Source organism: Microbacterium sp. NPDC055455, from assembly GCF_053619935.1.
Map to the genome: position 1 here is coordinate 650,221 of NZ_JBSHLB010000001.1, position 17,285 is coordinate 667,505.

14 protein-coding genes are annotated in these 17,285 nt (G+C 71.0%); 6 read left to right on the forward strand and 8 right to left on the reverse strand.

The window, feature by feature from the left end; genetic code table 11:
- Positions 1–82: 82 nt before the first annotated feature.
- The 3 genes from ACWGUG_RS02875 to ACWGUG_RS02885 all read right to left on the reverse strand — a co-directional run bounded on the left by ACWGUG_RS02875 (position 83) and on the right by ACWGUG_RS02885 (position 4,491).
- Positions 83–1,432 (reverse strand): GAF domain-containing protein, encoded by a 1,350-nt coding sequence (locus tag ACWGUG_RS02875; RefSeq protein ID WP_452323787.1) that lies wholly within the window; start codon positions 1,430–1,432, stop codon positions 83–85.
- A gap of 61 nt (positions 1,433–1,493) precedes the next feature.
- Positions 1,494–2,921, reverse strand: coding sequence for a CCA tRNA nucleotidyltransferase (locus ACWGUG_RS02880; RefSeq protein WP_452323788.1), 1,428 nt, complete (start codon positions 2,919–2,921; stop codon positions 1,494–1,496).
- A 40-nt stretch (positions 2,922–2,961) separates the two neighbouring features.
- Positions 2,962–4,491 carry a DUF7059 domain-containing protein gene (locus tag ACWGUG_RS02885; protein WP_452323789.1) on the reverse strand — a complete coding sequence of 510 codons (1,530 nt, stop codon included), beginning with the start codon at positions 4,489–4,491 and terminating at the stop codon, positions 2,962–2,964.
- A 163-nt stretch (positions 4,492–4,654) separates the two neighbouring features.
- Here ACWGUG_RS02885 and ACWGUG_RS02890 point away from each other — a divergent pair, with 163 nt between their 5' ends.
- The 5 genes from ACWGUG_RS02890 to ACWGUG_RS02910 all read left to right on the forward strand — a co-directional run bounded on the left by ACWGUG_RS02890 (position 4,655) and on the right by ACWGUG_RS02910 (position 10,685).
- Positions 4,655–6,898: a DUF6049 family protein gene (locus ACWGUG_RS02890; protein WP_452323790.1), complete on the forward strand. Its 2,244-nt coding sequence runs from the start codon at positions 4,655–4,657 to the stop codon at positions 6,896–6,898.
- A complete protein-coding gene (murJ, locus tag ACWGUG_RS02895; RefSeq protein WP_336394022.1) occupies positions 6,895–8,508 on the forward strand; it encodes a murein biosynthesis integral membrane protein MurJ in 1,614 nt (537 codons plus the stop codon). Before ACWGUG_RS02890 ends, murJ begins: the two co-directional genes overlap by 4 nt.
- A gap of 150 nt (positions 8,509–8,658) precedes the next feature.
- Positions 8,659–9,645, forward strand: a complete 987-nt coding sequence (gene trxB, locus ACWGUG_RS02900) for a thioredoxin-disulfide reductase (protein WP_336394021.1) — start codon at positions 8,659–8,661, stop codon at positions 9,643–9,645.
- 19 nt (positions 9,646–9,664) lie between these two features.
- A complete protein-coding gene (trxA, locus tag ACWGUG_RS02905; RefSeq protein WP_452323791.1) occupies positions 9,665–10,057 on the forward strand; it encodes a thioredoxin in 393 nt (130 codons plus the stop codon).
- A gap of 211 nt (positions 10,058–10,268) precedes the next feature.
- On the forward strand, positions 10,269–10,685 hold the full coding sequence (locus ACWGUG_RS02910; RefSeq protein ID WP_378879278.1) for a YciI family protein: 417 nt from the start codon (positions 10,269–10,271) through the stop codon (positions 10,683–10,685).
- 8 nt (positions 10,686–10,693) lie between these two features.
- Here ACWGUG_RS02910 and ACWGUG_RS02915 read toward each other — a convergent pair whose 3' ends face one another.
- On the reverse strand, positions 10,694–11,041 hold the full coding sequence (locus tag ACWGUG_RS02915) for a tryptophan synthase subunit alpha (protein WP_378879281.1): 348 nt from the start codon (positions 11,039–11,041) through the stop codon (positions 10,694–10,696).
- A 62-nt stretch (positions 11,042–11,103) separates the two neighbouring features.
- Between ACWGUG_RS02915 and ACWGUG_RS02920 the strand changes: the two genes are divergently transcribed.
- Positions 11,104–12,363, forward strand: coding sequence for an RNA polymerase sigma factor (locus tag ACWGUG_RS02920; RefSeq protein ID WP_452323792.1), 1,260 nt, complete (start codon positions 11,104–11,106; stop codon positions 12,361–12,363).
- Between the two features lie 4 nt (positions 12,364–12,367).
- On the opposite strand, the gene ACWGUG_RS02925 is transcribed toward ACWGUG_RS02920, so the two are convergent.
- The 4 genes from ACWGUG_RS02925 to rsmG all read right to left on the reverse strand — a co-directional run bounded on the left by ACWGUG_RS02925 (position 12,368) and on the right by rsmG (position 17,253).
- On the reverse strand, positions 12,368–13,315 hold the full coding sequence (locus ACWGUG_RS02925; protein ID WP_452323793.1) for a ParB/RepB/Spo0J family partition protein: 948 nt from the start codon (positions 13,313–13,315) through the stop codon (positions 12,368–12,370).
- Positions 13,315–14,250, reverse strand: coding sequence for a ParA family protein (locus tag ACWGUG_RS02930; RefSeq protein WP_378879288.1), 936 nt, complete (start codon positions 14,248–14,250; stop codon positions 13,315–13,317). Before ACWGUG_RS02930 ends, ACWGUG_RS02925 begins: the two co-directional genes overlap by 1 nt.
- A 717-nt stretch (positions 14,251–14,967) precedes the next feature.
- Positions 14,968–15,264: a GIY-YIG nuclease family protein gene (locus ACWGUG_RS02935; protein ID WP_452323794.1), complete on the reverse strand. Its 297-nt coding sequence runs from the start codon at positions 15,262–15,264 to the stop codon at positions 14,968–14,970.
- Between the two features lie 1,365 nt (positions 15,265–16,629).
- Entirely contained in the window at positions 16,630–17,253 is a 624-nt protein-coding gene (gene rsmG, locus ACWGUG_RS02940; protein WP_452323795.1) for a 16S rRNA (guanine(527)-N(7))-methyltransferase RsmG, read from the reverse strand.
- Positions 17,254–17,285 lie beyond the last annotated feature (32 nt).

The window sequence follows — 17,285 nt, forward strand, 5'->3', positions numbered from 1 at the left end:
CGGTCGTCGTCGCGATGGGTCGAAGGTAGGCCGGGCCAGGTTGCACAACGTTGCGCGACCCCGAGCAAGGCGCAGCGGGCGGCTACTCGTCGGACTCGAGCTTCTCGATGCGGGCGACCAGCCCCGCGCGCCGGGGAGAGCGGGGAGGCAGCATCGAGAGGCAGAGCCGCAGCAGCTCGACGTCGCCGGCGGCGGCATCCGTCTCGGCGAACGCGAGCAGGACGTCGACGGATGCCTCCGCCATCAGCGCCTCGCGCAGCGCCGTGCGGACGGTCTCGCGGAACTCCTCCACACCGGGCGCGACCGAGTCGGGGAGCACGTCGCCGCGGTATGCCGCGAGGGCGACCCGGTGCGCGCCGCGATCGAGGAGCGACAGCACCTGGTGGGCGTCGGTCTCGACCTCGACGCCGAGCCGGTACGGGCGGGATTCGGGCACGAGGGCGGGAGCTGTCTGCGCGAGCGCCCTGCGCAGCCGCACCATCTCGGCACGGAGCGTCACCGAGCCCTCCGGATCACCGTAGACGAGTTCGCCGAGGCGCTCGGCCGACAGGCCCTGCCGGTGCACGGCGAGCATGAGCAGCAGCTCGGCGTGCCGGGGGCCGAGCTCCGACAGGGTCTGGACACCCTCGCCGACCACCTCGAGCAGCGCCCGATCCCGCCCGAGCACGCGGAGGGTCGCCCGCGTCGGCTCAGGGCGCCGTGTCGGCGTGCGGCGGGGCCCCCGCGTCGATTCGGGAGCGTGTCGAACGGCCGCGCGCTCGCGCAGGCGTGCCACCAGCAGCTCTCCCTCGATGGCGCGGGCCGTCGCGTCCACGAGGAGCTGGGCCTGCGGGGTCACCGCCTCCACGCCCCCGGTGACGTCGATGACGCCGAGGATGCGGCGCGTCTCGGGGTCGTGGACGGGCGCCGCCGTGCACGACCACGGCTGCACCAGCCGGTTGAAGTGCTCCGCGCCGCTGATCTGCACCGACCGGCCGAGCGTGAGCGCCGTCCCGGGCGCGGCGGTGCCCACCGCGTCCTCCGACCAGTTCGCGCCTTCGACGAAGCCCATCGCTCCGGTGAGGCTGCGGACGTGCCGGTCGCCCTCCACCCACAGCAGCCGTCCCGCCGCATCGCCCACGGCCACGACGACGCCCGATTCGGATGCCTCGCCGGGCAGCAGCAGCCCGCGCACCATGTCGATCACCCCGGCGAGCGGGTGGGCGCGCCGGTAGGCCTCGAGCTCGTCGGCCGTCAGATCGAGCGGCGGGAGGGCCTCCGCCGCGACCAGGCCCTCGAGCGAGCGGCGCCACGACTCGCGCACGAGGGCGCGGACGTCGCGCAGGCGCTCGTCTCCCGCATTGCCGGCGACGAGCTCCTCATGGGCGCGCTCGATGAGCAGGCGTGAGGTCTCGGGCGACACCTCCCGTCGCTGCGACCACGGTGAGGACACGGCGGCTCCGATCGACGTCGGGGAGCGTGCGTCCAGTGTAGGGGTAGGGTCGACCGCCGGTTCAGGCCCGCGCGGCCCACCATTCCCGCAGGCGCCGCTCGGCCTCGTCCTCGCCCACGATCCCCTCGTCCAGCCGCAGGTCGAGCAGGAAGCGGTACGCCTCGCCGACCTCGCGGCCCGGGCTGATGCCCAGCACCTGCTGGATGCGGTTGCCGTCGAGCTCGGGACGCATCGCCTCGAGCTCCTCCTGCGCGGCGAGCTCGTCGATGCGGCGCTCGATGTCGTCGTACGCGCGGGCCAGCCGTGTCGCCTTCTTGACGTTCCGGGTGGTGACGTCCGCCCGCGTGAGGATGTGGAGACGCTCGAGCTCGGCGTCTGCGTCGCGCACGTACCGGCGCACGGCGGAGTCGGTCCACGCGCCCTCGGAGTAGCCGAAGAAGCGCAGGTGCAGCTCGATGAGCCGGGTCACGGCAGCGATGGTGGCCGAGTCGAAGCGCAGCGCCTGAAGCCGCTTGCGCGCCATCCGGGCGCCCCTGATGTCGTGGTGGTAGAACGTCACCCCGCCGCCGGGCTCGAGGCGCCGCGTCGCCGGCTTGCCGATGTCGTGGAGGAGCGCCGCCAGCCGCAGCGGCACGTCGGGCGCGGCATCCGGATGCCGTGTCTTCTCCAGATCGATGGCCTGCCGCAGCACCGTCAGCGAATGCTCGTAGACGTCCTTGTGGTGGTGGTGCTCGTCCACCTCGAGCTGCAGCGCCGGCACCTCGGGAAGGAACTCGTTCATGAGACCGGTCTGCACGAGCAGGCGGATGCCGCGCACCGGGTCGTCGGTCGCCAGCAGGCGCGCCAGCTCGCCCTGAATGCGCTCGGGGCTCACGATCTCGAGCGTCTGGCGCAGCTCGGCCATGGCCGACACGGTGGCGTCGTCGACCTCGAAACCGAGCTGCGACGCGAAGCGCGCGGCGCGGAGCATGCGCAGCGGATCGTCGCCGAAGCTGACGTGGGGATCGGTCGGCGTCCGCAGCACGCCGCGCACCAGATCCTCGACGCCGCCCGTCGGGTCGATGAGCGTCTGGCCGGGCACGTGCAGCGCCATCGCGTTCACGGTGAAGTCGCGACGCAGGAGATCGCCGTCGATCGTGTCGCCGAACTCGACCGTGGGCTTGCGGGTGACGCCGTCGTAGCTGTCGGCGCGGTACGTGGTGATCTCGACCTGTTCGCCGTGCACGCGCGCACCGATCGTGCCGAACGCGCGGCCGATGTCCCACTGCGCCGTCGACACGGGGGTGACGATCCGCAGGATGTCGTCCGGCCGCGCATCGGTGGTGAAGTCGAGGTCGTTGGTGGGGCGGCCCAGCAGCGCGTCGCGCACGGGCCCGCCGACGATGGCGAGGTCGAACCCGGCGTCCGAGAACGCGCGGGCGAGCGCGGCGACGACGGGGGATTCGGCGAGCGCGCCGAGGCGCGCGATGCCCTCGGCCATGTTGAGCATGGGTTCCAGCCTACCGAGCGCATCCTCTCCCGCCGCGCGGTCAGCCGCCGGGGGCGAACCGCAGGAAGCCCGTGAACAGCAGCTCGCGCACGCGCGGCAGCAGATCCGCGCGCAGGGCGCCGCCGTCGACCTCGAGCAGCTCGGCGATCGCGTCGATCAGCACCCCGACGGGCAGGTCCCCGTCGCACGCGCCGACGAGTGCGGCGAGACCGGGGTCGACCCCGAGAGCCCGCCCGAACCCGCCGCCCTGCCGCAGCTCGATGATCGTGGGGTCGTCGGCGCCGGGGAGGTGGTGGCGGGCCTCGGTGACATCGGGCGCCACCAGGAGGACGGATGCCGCGAGCGCGGCGTCGTCGAGGGTGCCGAGGCGGTCGTGCGCGTCGAGCGCCGCCGCGAGGTGAGCGCCGAGGCCGTCGCCGGCGAGCGCGGCGTGGAGCGTCTCGTACCGGGAGAGGGTCGGCACGCCGTCGAGCGGCCGCCGCAGGAGAAGGTAACCGAAGCCCACCTCGGTCACGCCGCGCGCGCCGAAGTCGTCGAGCCACGCGTCGACGAGGCGCGCGAAGCCCGGCGTGCCGGGAAGCGTCCCGCCGTCGCGCACCCAGAGCTCGGCGTACGACAGCGGGTCCAGTCGCTCGCGCTCCACGACCCAGGCGTCCAGCGGCACGGGCGAGGACTCGATCCACCCGCGCACGCGGTCCAGGCCCGCGATGCGGTCGCGGGTCTCCCAGTTGCCCAGCAGCTGTGCGACACCGCCGGGTGCGAGGTGGCGGCCGACCCCTGAGACGAAGGCCGCCACGAGGTCGTCGCCCACCATGCCGCCGTCGCGGTACTCGTACGCCGGCACGTCGGCGACGCGCGGCGTGATGACGAAGGGCGGATTGGACACGACCCGGTCGAACAGCTCCCCCTCGACCGGCGCGAACAGGCTTCCCTGCCGCACCTCGATGCCGTCCACGCCGTTGAGCAGCGCGTTCAGCCGCGTGAACGCGAGGGCGCGCGCAGAGATGTCGGTGGCGACGACGTGGTCGACGTGGGCGCGGGCGCGCAGCGCCTGGATGCCGCATCCGGCGCCGATGTCCAGTCCCCGCGCCGCCGGTGTGGGCAGCTGCAGGCCCGCCAGGGTCAGCGACGCGCCGCCCACCCCGAGCACGTGGTCCTCGGGGAGCGGCCCGCCGAGCGCCGCCTCGTCGAGATCGCTCGCGACCCACCACTGGCCGGATCCCGTCTCGTCGGCGTACGACTGCGGCCGCACCAGCGCCAGCGGGCGCACCTCGCCGCCCTCGGCCGACGCGAGCCCCAGCCGGATCAGGCCCTCGGCGCCGTTGCGGACGAGTGCACGATCGACGGATGCCGCGGCCTGCGGCATCCCGAGCACCAGAAGCCTGCCCAGCACGGCCAGCGGATCCTCGCGGTCCCCCAGCCCGCGCGACGCCGGCGAGCGCAGCCCCCGCGCGATCGCGTCGTCCGCGGCCTGCCCCCACGCATCCCGCAGCGCCTCGGCGGTGAACCCCGCGTCGCGCAGGTCGGCGGCGAGGTCGCGGCAGCGGGCGGGATCCGGTTCGGGCAGCATCCGACCATTCAACCGCGCGAGCGGGCCGTCGTCGTGCCGCCGTCCGCGGCACGTGACGCCGGTGCGGCCCGGCATCCGGCGGGCTCGGAGGCGCGGACCGTAGAATCGCAGTCGATCGTGCGGTCAGGACATCGCACAGGAGCGAACCCCCGACAGGATGATCGTGACCCAACCGCGAGCACTGCGGCGCACGCCTCGCCGCGCACAGCGCCTCGTGACCGCCGCCGTCGCCGCGCTGGCCGTGCTCGCGACCCTCCTGCTGCCGGCCCCGTCCCTCGCCGCACCGTCCCCCGAGCCCACGCCCACCCCCACGTCGGCCGTGCCGCCCGGGACGACGGCGTTCACGCTCTCTCCGCTTGCGAACGGCGTCGTGCGAGCCGGCGAGTCGCTGAGCGTCTCGATCTCGCTGCAGAACGGCACGGCCGCCGACCTGGCGCCGGTCGACGTCACGCTCTCGCTCGGCACCGCTCCGCTGACCGACCGCACCGCGCTCACGAGGTGGCTCGAGGGTGCGCCGGATCCCTCGCTGCAGCCGATCGCGACGACCTCGACCGGGATCGTGGCGTCCGGGTCGTTCCAGGTGCGCGGGGTGACGGTCCCGGCGGACGATCCGGCAATCGCGGACCGCGCCCCGGGCGTCTACCCCCTCTCGGCGTCGTACGAGGACGCCTCCGGCACCGTGACCTCGGTGAGCGTCATGATCGTGCCCCCGGCCGAGGCGGCCGACGTCGGACTCGGCGTGATCGTCCCCATCACCGCCGGCCCCCTCCGCGCAGGGCTGTTGACGGCCGATGAGCTGGCGGTGCTGACCGGCCCCGAGGGCAGTCTGACCGATCAGCTCGACGCCGTGCGAGGCACCCAGGCGATCCTCGCGGTCGATCCGGCGGTGCCCGCCTCGATCCGCGTGCTCGGAACGTCGGCGCCCGAGTCGGCCGCGGAGTGGCTCGCCGAGCTCGAGAGCATGCAGAACTCCCGCTTCGCGCTGCAGTTCGGCGACGCGGACGTCACCCCCCAGCTGCAGGCCGACCTCCCCCGCCTCCTGGCGCCCACGTCGTTCCGGGCCTACATGTCCCCGTCGGACTTCGCGGACGTCACCCCCAGCCCGACCCCCACGCCGACACCGACGCCCGGCGACCCTACCGCCGCGAGTCCGACGCCGACCGCGCCGCCGGGACCAGCGCTGCCGAGCACCGATGAGCTCCTGGACATCGGGCCCGCCGCACGAGCTGGCGTCTACTGGCCGGCCGACGGCACCGCCGACGCCGACGTCGTGGCGCAGCTCGGCGAGATCCCGACCGACGGCGGCGTGCCCTCGATCACGGTGATCCCGTCCGCGACGACCGAGCCGGGAGCCGCCGGACGCACCGTCGCCGCCCACGGCGTCGTCGGCGAGTCCGAGGTGCTCGTCTACGACAGCGACGTCTCGACGGCGCTCGACGAGGCGTCGCGCAGCGAGGAGTCCTGGCTGCGCGGCGCACCGCTGTCGGCCGCCACCGCCTACCTCGCGTTCGCCACGGCCGATACGCAGGGTCCCGTGCTGGTCACCCTCGGCCGCGGGGACGACCGCTCGCGCGTGGGGATGGAGGCGGCGATCTCCGCCGCCGTCACCGCGCCCGATGTGCTGCCCCGCAGCCTGCCGGCGGTGACCACGAGCGCCTCGGACGAGATCGCGCTGACCGGCGTCGAGCCGTCCACCGAACGCGCGGCGGCCGCGGCGACCCTCGTCGCCGACGAGGGCGAGCTCGGCCGGTTCGCGACCATCCTGGACGAGCCCTCACTGCTCAACGGCCCGGAGCGCAACGAGATCCTCCAGCTCCTCGGCGTCGCCTGGGTCGGCGACCCCGACTGGGCCGCCGCCATCGCCGAGCATCGCGAGCAGACAAGGACGACGCTCGGGTCGGTCGCGCTGCTCCCCACGGTTCCGAACGACCTCTACGGATCGAACGCCTCGCTGCGCTTCTGGGTGCGCAACGACCTGCCGTATCCCGTCAACCTCGTGCTCTACACCACACGCGACAACCTGCGGCTCGACGTGCAGAACGAGACGCCCGTCGTCGCCACCGCGCAGAGCAACACGCGCGTGGAGGTCCCGGTGCAGGCGCGGGTCGGACGCGGCGAGGTCACCCTCACGCTGCAGCTGCGCAGCCCGGCCTTCGTCGCGATCGGCGAGCCCGAGTCGGTCGAGGTCAACGTGTGGGCCGACTGGGAGGGCGTCGGCATCGGGGCCCTCGCCGTGCTCGTCGGAGCGCTGCTGATCATGGGGATCGTCCGCACGGTGCTCCGCGTGCGTCGGCGCCGGCGCGGGACGGATGCCGACACCGCCGTCGCGGCCGACACCGCCGTCGCGGAGCCCGGCCCCGACGGCGCGGTGGAAGAGCCGCAGCCCCGCGAGGAGACGAAGCCGTGAGCGGGATCGGGCGCGCGAGTGTGCTCATCGGCGCGGGCACGGTCGTGTCGCGCCTGACGGGCTTCCTCCGCGCGGTCGTCCTGGTGTCGGCGGTGGGCGCGACCACGGCGGGCGGCAACGCCTTCGCCGTCGCGAACCAGCTGCCCAACAACATCTACGCCATCATCTCGACGGGTCTTCTGAGCGCCGTCGTCGTGCCGCAGATCGTCAAGGCCGCCGCCCATGACGACGGCGGCCGGGCGTTCGTCTCCAAGCTGTTCACCCTCGGCACCGTGGTGCTCCTCGGCACGACGCTGGTGGCGACCGCGGCGGCGCCCTGGCTGGTCGCGCTCTACGCGCCGGCGTTCCCTCCCGAGCAGCAGGCGCTGGCGACCGCCTTCGCCTACTGGTGCCTGCCGCAGATCCTCTTCTACGGGCTGTTCGCGCTCGTCGGCGAGTCCCTCAACGCGCGACGGGTCTACGGGCCGTACACGTGGGCGCCGATCGTCAACAACCTCGTCTCCATCGCCGGCTTCGTGGCCTTCATCTGGCTGTTCGGCCCGGCCGGGAGCTCCACGCAGTGGACGCCCGTGATGATCGCGGTGCTCGCGGGCACCGCGACCCTCGGCATCGTCGTGCAGACCGCGATCCTGTTCGCGTTCTGGCGCAAGACGGGTCTGCACGTGCGACCCGACTTCGGGTGGCGCGGCGTCGGGCTCGGCCAGATCGGCCGGCTGGCCGGCTGGACCTTCCTCATGGTGCTCGCGGGCCAGCTCGCCGGCATCGTGCAGTCCCAGGTGATGTCGCGCATCCCCGAAGGCGACCCCGGCGTCTTCGTGGCCGGCAACGCCTGGCTGCTGTTCATGCTCCCGTACTCGATCATCGTGCTCTCGATCGGGACGCCGTACTTCACCCAGCTCAGCGAGCACGCCGCGGCGGGACGCGACGAGGACGTCCGGGGTGACATCGGCCGCAGCATCCGCACCCTCGGGCTCTTCGTGGTGGGTGCGACGGCGGCGCTCGGAGTCGCCGCGATCCCGGCATCCCGCATCTTCACCGACAGTCCGGACGAGGCGGTCGCGGCATCCGCGGTCCTGCTGTGCTACCTCATCAGCCTCATCCCGCTCGCCGTGCTGTTCGTGGTGCAGCGCACGTTCTACGCCTACGACGACACCCGCACGCCGTTCCTCTTCACGATCCTGCAGTGCACGCTCGTCGTGCTCACCGCGTGGGGGGCGCTGTGGGCGTTCACCGCGGGCGTGCTGCCGGCCTCCCGGCTGACGGCGGCCGTCGCGCTCGGGCAGTCGCTGGCGAGCGTCGTGCAGGTGATCGTCGCGACGTGGCTCCTGCACCGCCGGCTCGGAGGCATCCGGGTGGGATCCTGGATGCTGTCGCTCGGCCGGTTCGCGCTGGCCGCCGTTCCGGCCGCCGGCGCCGGGTGGCTCACTTTCCAGCTGCTGGGGGGCGTGGACGGGTGGACCGTCGCCGACAAGGTGCTCGGCGCCGTGGGTGCGGCGATCATCGGGGTCGTCGTCCTCGTGGTCTACGCGGGATTCCTGGCGCTGCTGCGCGCCCCCGAGCTGTCCGTGGCCGTGGGCCTGGTCCGACGGTTCCTGCCGGGGCGCGGCTGAGACACCCTGCGCCTCCGGCCGGTGTAGACGTGTCGCGCCGCGTCGGCAAGGGGGAGGGCGCGGAATGCCACGCGGTTACCATGTGTTGAGGCATCCGGAAGCCCCGCTCCGTCGACGGGAGCCCGGGGTTCCACGAGGAAAGGTGCGCACGTGCGTCAGGTCATCATCATCGGTTCGGGCCCCGCGGGCTACACCGCCGCCATCTACGCCGCCCGGGCGAATCTGAGCCCGCTCGTCGTGGCGAGCTCGGTCGAGGCCGGCGGCGAGCTGATGAACACCACCGAGGTGGAGAACTTCCCCGGATTCCCCGAGGGGATCATGGGTCCCGACCTGATGGCGAAGATGCAGGAGCAGGCCGAGAAGTTCGGCGCCGAGGTGCTGTACGACGACGTCGTCTCGCTCGACGTCGACGGCGCGGTCAAGAAGATCACGCTCGGCAGCGGCGCCACGCACGAGGCCGACTCCGTGATCTTCGCCACCGGCTCCGCCCCGCGGAAGATCGGCATCGAGGGTGAGACCCGCCTGTCGGGTCGCGGCGTCTCGTACTGCGCGACGTGCGACGGCTTCTTCTTCCGCGAGCGTGTGATCGCCGTGGTGGGCGGCGGCGACTCCGCGATGGAGGAGGCCACCTTCCTCACCAAGTTCGCATCGAAGGTGTACGTCATCCACCGCCGCGACGAGCTGCGCGCGTCGAAGATCATGCAGGACCGCGCGTTCAAGAACGAGAAGATCGAGTTCATCTGGAACGCCGAGGTCGTCGACATCCTGGGCGACGAGGCGGTCAGCGGCGTCGTGCTGCAGGACACGGTCGACGGCTCCACGCGCGAACTGCCGCTGGACGGCGTCTTCGTCGCGATCGGCTACGACCCCCGCACGCACCTCGTGCACGGCAAGCTGGAGCTGACCCCGGAGGGCACGGTCTGGGTCGACGGGCGCTCGTCGCGCACGTCGGTGCCGGGCGTCTTCGCCGCCGGCGACGTCATCGACCCCACCTACCGGCAGGCCGTCACCGCGGCGGGCAGCGGCACGGTCGCGGCCCTCGACCTCGAGCACTACCTCGCCGCTCTCGGCGAGGCGGGGGAGCCCGACGCGCACGGCGACCAGATCGCGGGGCTGCCCGAGGTGACCCCCGTCTGAACCTGGGAGTCCGCGGCACGTGGGGAACAATCCCGCCGCGGACCACGTTCAACCCGTCACGAAGACTTCCACCGAAGGAGAGAACCAGATGACCGCCAAGGCGACCACCTCCGCCACGTTCGAGCAGGACGTGCTCCAGGCTGACGGCCCGGTGCTCGTCGACTTCTGGGCCGAGTGGTGCGGGCCGTGCCGCATGGTCTCGCCCGTCCTCGACCAGATCCAGTCGGAGCACCCCGGCAAGATCACGATCCTCAAGCTGAACGTGGACGAGAACCCCGATCTCGCGATGAAGTACCAGATCACGTCGATCCCCGCGATGAAGGTGTTCAACAAGGGCCAGGTCGAGACGACGATCATCGGCGCCAAGCCGAAGTTCGCCCTCGAGCAGGACCTCGCCGCGTACATCGGCTGAGTCCCCGCTGATTTCACGAGACCCCGTCGGCTCCGGCCGGCGGGGTTTCGTCGTCTCATCCGGTTCTCCGTCATATTCCGTTTTCGGAATCCGTTGACTCTGGAAAGGTCTTCTCGACCGATGTCGATCGGGGCCTCGATCGTTCGACGTACCAGGTGAAGGCCCACAAGGGCCGCCGAACGGGCGATCAGCCCCTACGAGAGGAACACCCATGCGATACATGCTCATCATGAACGTCGACGCCGCGGCCGCTGCTGCCTTCGACCCCACCACGACCGACATGGCGGCCGTCTACGCCGCCATGGGCGCGTACAACGAGGAACTGCAGAAGGCGGGCGTCTTCCTCAGCGCGGAGGGCCTTTCCGATGCCGCGGAAGGCTTCCGTGTGGACTTCGACTCCGTCCCTCCCGTGGTCACCGACGGACCCTTCGCAGAGGCTCGCGAGGTCTTCACCGGGTTCTGGATCCTCGAGGTCGCGTCGCGCGAAGAAGCGGAGCACTGGGCGCGCAAGTGCCCCCTGGGCCCCGGCACGTCCCTGGAGGTTCGTCGCGTCAACGAGATCAGCGACTTCGACCAGAGCGACGAGTGGGTCGCGAAGGAGCAGGAGTGGCGCGCCGCCAACTCCTGATGCGGCCCTCAGTGTGCGTCGGCACGCACCGTCGCGTCCCAGCGGCGGTGCGTCTCGGTGTCCCCGAGGAGCCTCCACACGGCGCGCGTCAGCGGCGGGTAGTCCAGCGAGATCTGGCGCAGCACCCGGTAGTGCCGGCTCGCGTTCGGCAGAGCGCCGCCGTTCGCGGCGATGTTCTCGGCACGCAGGATGAGGACAACCAGCTCATCCACGGTCGGAAGCTCGTCCATGAAGTCCCACGGATCTTCTCCCGCGCGCAGCCGCTCGGTGACCAGCACCGACAGCTCGTCGGCCGCCTCGGCGCGCAGGAGCTCGAGGCTCGCGCGCCGGCGCGGGGTCTGCTCGTTGTGGGCCACCCGTCAAGGGTACGTTGCCCGGCCGACGCCGTGGCTCATTCCGCCTCGCTTACGCTGACAGCATGACCGACCACGACGAGCACGCGCGCCGGGCGGTCGAGGCCGTGTGGCGCGCGCAGTCCGCCCGCATCGTGGCAGCTCTCACCCGGCACACCGGCGACTTCGCCTGGGCGGAGGACCTGGCCCAGGAGGCGCTCGTCGAGGCGCTCGCGGCATGGTCGAGCAGCGGCATCCCCGACAATCCCGGAGCCTGGCTCATGTCCGTCGCCAAGCGGCGCGCGATCGACGGCTGGCGTCGCCGGGAGCGCCTGGCACAGCGCGAGCCGCTCTTCGTCACCGACGCGATCGTCGCGGAGTCCGTCGACCCCGTGCCGGACCAGGCCGACCCCGACGCCATCGACGACGACGTACTGCGCCTCGTCTTCGTGGCGTGTCATCCGATCCTGCCCGCTCAGACCCGGCTCGCCCTGACCCTGCGCACGGTGGCCGGGTTGACCACCGAGCAGATCGCCCGCGCCCTGCTCATGAGCGTGCCCACCGTGCAGCAGCGCATCGTGCGCGCGAAGCGATCGCTCGCCGCGGAGCACGTGCCGTTCGAGGTTCCGGATCGCGCCGAGCGCCCGGCACGGCTGGCGAGCGTGCTGCAGGTGATCTATCTGCTGTTCACCGAGGGCTATGCCGCCGCGGACGGGGAGGGGCACATCCGCCCCGACGTCGCCCGAGAAGCCGTGCGCCTGGGACGGCAGCTCGCCGCGCTCATGCCGGGCGAGCCCGAGATCTGGTCGCTCATCGCGCTGATGGAATTTCAGTCGTCGCGGTTCGCCGCGCGGGTCGGCGCCGACGGCCTTCCGGTCACCCTCGAGGACCAGGACCGACGCCGTTGGGACCGGTCGGCGATCGGCCGGGGCAACGACGCGATGAGAAGAGCGGATGCCGCCCCCCGCGGACTCGGCTACTACGGCGTCCAGGCCGCGATCGCCCAGTGCCATGCGGTGGCGCCGACCTTCGCCGAGACGGACTGGGACCGGATCCTCCGCCTCTATGACGCACTCGCCGCGCTGGCGCCGTCAGCCGTCGTGCGGCTCAACCGCGCCGTCGCCCTCTCGATGGTCGAGGGTCCAGAGCAGGCTCTGGCCGCCGTGGACGCTCTCGAGCCGGAGCCGGCCGGCTTCCGCCCGTTCGCGGCGGTGCGGGCCGAGCTTCTCGAGCGGATGGGACGACCGGATGCCGCGGCCGCCGCGTTCCTGGACGCCGCCGGCCTTCCGGGCAACGACGCCGAGGCCGCTCTGCTGCGATGCCGGGCCGCCGCGCTCGGCGCGTGAGGCGTCAGTTGTCGCCGTATCCCGTCTCGCCGAGCTCGGCCAGGATGCGGTTCAGATCCTGGATGCTCGCGAAATCAATGTTGATCTGGCCTTTCTTGGCGGTCAGCGAGATCTTGACGCGGGTGTTGAGGCGGTCACCGAGCCGCTCGGCGACGTCATCGAGGTGCGCACGGCGGGAGCCGGCCTGAGGCTTCACCGCGCGCGTGGGGGAGTCATCCCGAAGCTTCGCGGCGGCCTCGGCGGCACGCACCGAGAGGTCCTCGTTCACGATCTTGTCGGCGAGACGCTGCATCGACGCCGGGTCCTCGAGCGAGAGGATGGCGCGCGCGTGGCCGGCGGTGAGGACACCGGCGGCGACGCGCTGCTGCACCGGCATCGGCAGCTTGAGCAGGCGGATCGTGTTGCTGATCTGGGGACGCGAACGTCCGATGCGGGTCGCCAGCTCCTCCTGGGTGATGCCGAAGTCCTCGAGCAGCTGCTGGTACGCCGACGCCTCTTCGAGGGGGTTGAGCTCGGAGCGGTGCAGGTTCTCGAGGAGCGCGTCGCGCAGGAGGTGCTCGTCGGCCGTGTCGCGGACGATCGCGGGGATCGACGTCAGTCCCGCCTCGCGCGCGGCACGGGTGCGGCGCTCACCCATGATGAGCTCGTACTCGCCGTTCTCGTTGGTGCGCACGACGACGGGCTGGAGCACGCCGAACTCACGGACACTGTGGACGAGCTCGGCGAAGTGCTGGGGGTCGAAGTTGGTGCGGGGCTGGCGCGGGTTGGGAACGATCGCGTGCGGGTCGATGTGCGCGAGGCGTGCGCCCGGCACGTCGACCAGGTCTTCCTCGATCTCCTCGACCGCGACGGGCCGGGGGAAGAACACGTCCGCGGGGCGCTCCTCGACCTGCTCGTTGGTCGGGATCAGTGCACCGATTCCACGTCCGAGTCCCGTGCGCTTCGCAGCCATCAGGCGTCCTCTTCTTCCTCGTTCGAGGCGCTGTCGCGCCGGATGATCTCCACGGCCGCTTCACGGTACGCGATCGCGCCGGCGGACTGACCGTCGTAGGCGATGACGGTCTGGCCGAAGCTCGGCGCCTCGGAGACGCGTACGGAGCGGGGGATGACGGTTTGCAGCACTTCGCGGGGGAAGTGCTGACGCACCTCGTCGGCGACCTGCTGGGCGAGGCGGGTGCGGCCGTCGTACATGGTGAGCATGATCGTCGACAGATGCAGCCGCGGGTTCAGGTGCTTCTGGATCATTCGCACGGTGCCGAGCAGCTGGCTGAGCCCCTCCAGCGCGTAGTACTCGCACTGGATCGGGATCAGCAGCTCGCCGGCGGCGGTGAAGGCGTTGATCGTGAGCAATCCCAGCGACGGGGGGCAGTCGATGAGGATGAAGTCGAGGCGCTCCTGGAGGGTATCGAGGTACTCCTCGACGGCCGTGCGCAGCCGGTGCTCGCGGGCGACCTGCGAGACGAGCTCGATCTCTGCGCCGGCGAGATGGATGGTGCTCGGGGCGCACAGCAGGTTCGGCGACTCAGGGCTGACCTGCACGATGTCGGCGAGCGGGAACTCGTCGATCAGCACGTCGTACACGCTGGGCGTCTCAGCGGTGTGCGGAACGCCGAGAGCCGTGGAGGCGTTTCCTTGCGGATCGAGGTCGATCACGAGCACGCGTGCGCCTCGGTCGGCGAGTGCGGCGGCGAGATTGACGGTGGTCGTGGTCTTTCCCACGCCACCCTTCTGGTTCGACACCGTCAGCACGCGGGTGCGGCCGGAGAGCTGGACGTCTGTTGCTTCCAGGACCTTCCGGCGAGCGGAGAGATCTGCGATTTCCCGGGCGATCGGTGAGTCGTCGAACGAGAAGGATGCCGGAGCTTCGGTCTCGTCGGGCTGTTTCACGTGAAACACTCTCCCTTTCGCGAGCCGGTGAACAACGCCTTCCACTCTATCCCGAGCCACCCCCGCCGCCTTCCGCGACGTCCCTTTCCGGGCCTTCGCTTCCCGATGTTTCACGTGAAACACCGCCTTCGCCCGTCGAGCAGCGAGGACCGAGCGTATCGAGACCCAGCCGCCCCCCGCCGGTCGAGTAGCGAGGAACGAGCGTATCGAGACCCTCAACTCTTCCCCGCAGGTCGAGTAGCGAGGAACGAGCGTATCGAGACCCCCCGACCCCGGAATGGTGCAGACCATGCCCGGAACCGCCGGTCGAGTAGCGAGGAACGAGCGTATCGAGACCCCAACGCTCCACCCCGCCGGTCGACGCCTTCGCACCACCCCGTCGTGGGCCACAAGCCACACCAACCGGAGGAATCAGCCCGCCGGGACCGTAGCCCTCTCAAGATCCGCGCCCGACCGGTCGAGCAGCGGAGGAACGTATCGAGACCGGAGCGGATCCCGTCCTCTCCGTGCGTCAACACGGCGCCCGAGCTGGGCCCTCTGCATCTGCAGCGCGACCACGTGTGCCGAGACCTCCCGATCGGTCAGTGGGAGCGGGGATACCCAGCGCGTGGTCTCGATACGCTCGCACCTCGCTACTCGACCGGCGGGGCGTGAGATCGGAGTCGTGTTCTCGATGGCGATGTTTCACGTGAAACAACTCACTCTCCGCGTCCGCACTCAGCCGTCAGATGTGTCCACGAACCGCTTCTTGCTGAGCGCCGGTAGCGACTCCAGGTGCCCGGTGGCCAACGCGATGCGCTTGGCTCGGCTCCACCCCTGCACCTGCTTCTCACGTCGGTAGGCGTCGTCGACCCGATCGAACTGTTCGAAGTAGAGCAGCTGCACAGGGAGACGCGTCTTGGTGTATTCAGCCCCTTCACTCTCGTTGTGCTGCGCGATTCGGTGTTCGAGGTTCAGGGTGCTCCCCACGTAGAGGGAGCCGTCGGCGCATTGGAGCATGTACATGTAGGCCATCGGACTATCGTTGCGACTTGGCTCGAGACGACGGCTCGCGTCGTACGGGCTGTGGAGTCAATGCGGGCGGCTCCGTGCTGGGGAGAAGCGGCGACGCGGTCCAGGATGCCATCCGCCCCCGTCGCGAAGAGGCTGTCAGGTCTCCCACCACACCATGCATCCCCCGACACTGAGGTCGGCGCGGTCCCGGTGGGGATCAGTCGCGCGCGCGATCGCTTCCCCCAAGAAGTCGGCGCGTTTCGAGTCGGGCCGGTCGCATGGCTACCGGACGCCGACTGAAGCACCGCGGCTATGTTTCACGTGAAACGGCCCGGCCCGATGGCTCTCCTCTCGCTATTGCCCCCGCGTGAAGCTACGTGATGTTTCACGTGAAACGTCGCCCTCGTCGCCGCCACTCCCAGCGCATGGTTAGGGCGAGAAAGGGGCTCTGAGTGCGCCCGAGGGTGTAGGGCGCAATCAGCCCGCGGGCGCGGCAGTCGCTTTTTTGCAGAATCTTCCGCGGTCGTCAGTGACAGGCAACGGCCAGCCCCGAATATGCGGTCTTCGAGTCGGTGACTCGCCGACTCGACAGGTGGTGGTCTCGATACGCTCGTTCCTCGCTACTCGACCGGCGAGTGCAGGGTGTCGCAGCGCCTGAAGCGAGCGGTACGCACGTTCTACCCGCCATGCGCGCGAACTCCTCCTCGGCCCACCGCGGACTGTGGACAGGTCTCGATACACTCGTGCCTCGATACTCGGCCGGCGAGTGCGGGGTAGGACTGAAGCTGCGGCACCACATCCGCTGAGACCGCGCGATGCGGACCGGAAGTGCATGGAGCTCGGCGGCGCAGAAGGCTCGGGCGCGGTGAGGTCCGAGTGCGGGACCGGAAGATCGGCACAGGTATCGATAGCGGGCCTCGGTGGTCGACGGGCGCGATCAGAAGGTTGTGCGGTCCGTGGCCAGTAGGTCTCGATACGCTCGTACGCGCTACTCGACCGGGAGGTGAACGGGGGCGACCTTGGTCTCGATACGCTCGTACCTCGCTACTCGACCGGCAAGTGAACGGGGGCGACCCGGGTCTCGATACGCTCGTACGCGCTACTCGACCGGCAGGTGAACGGGGGCGACCCGGGTCTCGATACGCTCGTACGCGCTACTCGACCGGCAAGTGAAGGGGGGCGACCCGGGTCTCGATAGGCTCGTACCTCGCTACTCGACCGGCAAGTGAACGGGGGCGGGCGACGCGGGTCTCGATACGCTCGTGCCTCGCTACTCGACCGGCGGGGAATGAGAATGCGGGGAGATGCGGTCGCCGGGGCGCGCTACTGAACGAGCGGCGCGGACCACGGGCGATGTTTCACGTGAAACGAACCGCGGAGCTACGGTCAGCGGACGGTGGCTCGGATCACCCGGGAGGGTTCGGGGAGAAGGCCCTCGCCCACGATCTCGACGCGGGGGTTCGTCAGCTTGAACTTGCGGAGCTGCTTGTCAGCGGCCTCGATCTCGTTCGCGGCGCTCGTGCCCTTGAGGAGGATCAGTTCGCCACCGTTACGCACCAGGGGAGCGGTGATCGGCACCAGGGTGCGCAGCGCGCTGACCGCACGTGCGGTGACGGCATCCAGCACAGGCCCGCGCTTCCAGTCCTCGGCGCGAGCGCGCAGCACCTCGACGTTCTCGAGCCTCAGCGCCTCGACCTGCTCCGACAGCCACGCGACGCGGCGTTCCATCGGCTCGATCAGCACCCACTCCACGTCGGGGCGAGCGATCGCCAGCACCAGACCGGGCAGCCCGGCGCCGGAGCCGACGTCGCCGACGCGCCCGTGGAACAGGGGAGCGATGACGGCGCTGTTGAGGATGTGCCTGGACCACAGGCGCGGCGGTTCGAGCGGACCGATGAGCCCGCGCTCCTCGCCGTGACGCCCGAGGGCCTCCGTGAAACGCCGTGCGACCTCGATCCGGTCGCCGAAGATCTCGGCAGCTGCGGCGGGCTCTTGCTCGATCTCGATCATGGTCACTCCGACAGGGCCGGGCAGTGTTTCAC

What these genes read in the sequence shown, in the direction of transcription:
- ACWGUG_RS02880 (WP_452323788.1), bottom strand. Translation starts at nt 2,921, where the DNA reads ATGCTCAACATGGCCGAGGGCATCGCGCGCCTCGGCGCGCTCGCCGAA.
- ACWGUG_RS02885 (WP_452323789.1), bottom strand. Translation starts at nt 4,491, where the DNA reads ATGCTGCCCGAACCGGATCCCGCCCGCTGCCGCGACCTCGCCGCCGAC.
- ACWGUG_RS02910 (WP_378879278.1), top strand. Translation starts at nt 10,269, where the DNA reads ATGCGATACATGCTCATCATGAACGTCGACGCCGCGGCCGCTGCTGCC.
- ACWGUG_RS02920 (WP_452323792.1), top strand. Translation starts at nt 11,104, where the DNA reads ATGACCGACCACGACGAGCACGCGCGCCGGGCGGTCGAGGCCGTGTGG.
- ACWGUG_RS02925 (WP_452323793.1), bottom strand. Translation starts at nt 13,315, where the DNA reads ATGGCTGCGAAGCGCACGGGACTCGGACGTGGAATCGGTGCACTGATC.
- ACWGUG_RS02935 (WP_452323794.1), bottom strand. Translation starts at nt 15,264, where the DNA reads ATGGCCTACATGTACATGCTCCAATGCGCCGACGGCTCCCTCTACGTG.
- rsmG (WP_452323795.1), bottom strand. Translation starts at nt 17,253, where the DNA reads ATGATCGAGATCGAGCAAGAGCCCGCCGCAGCTGCCGAGATCTTCGGC.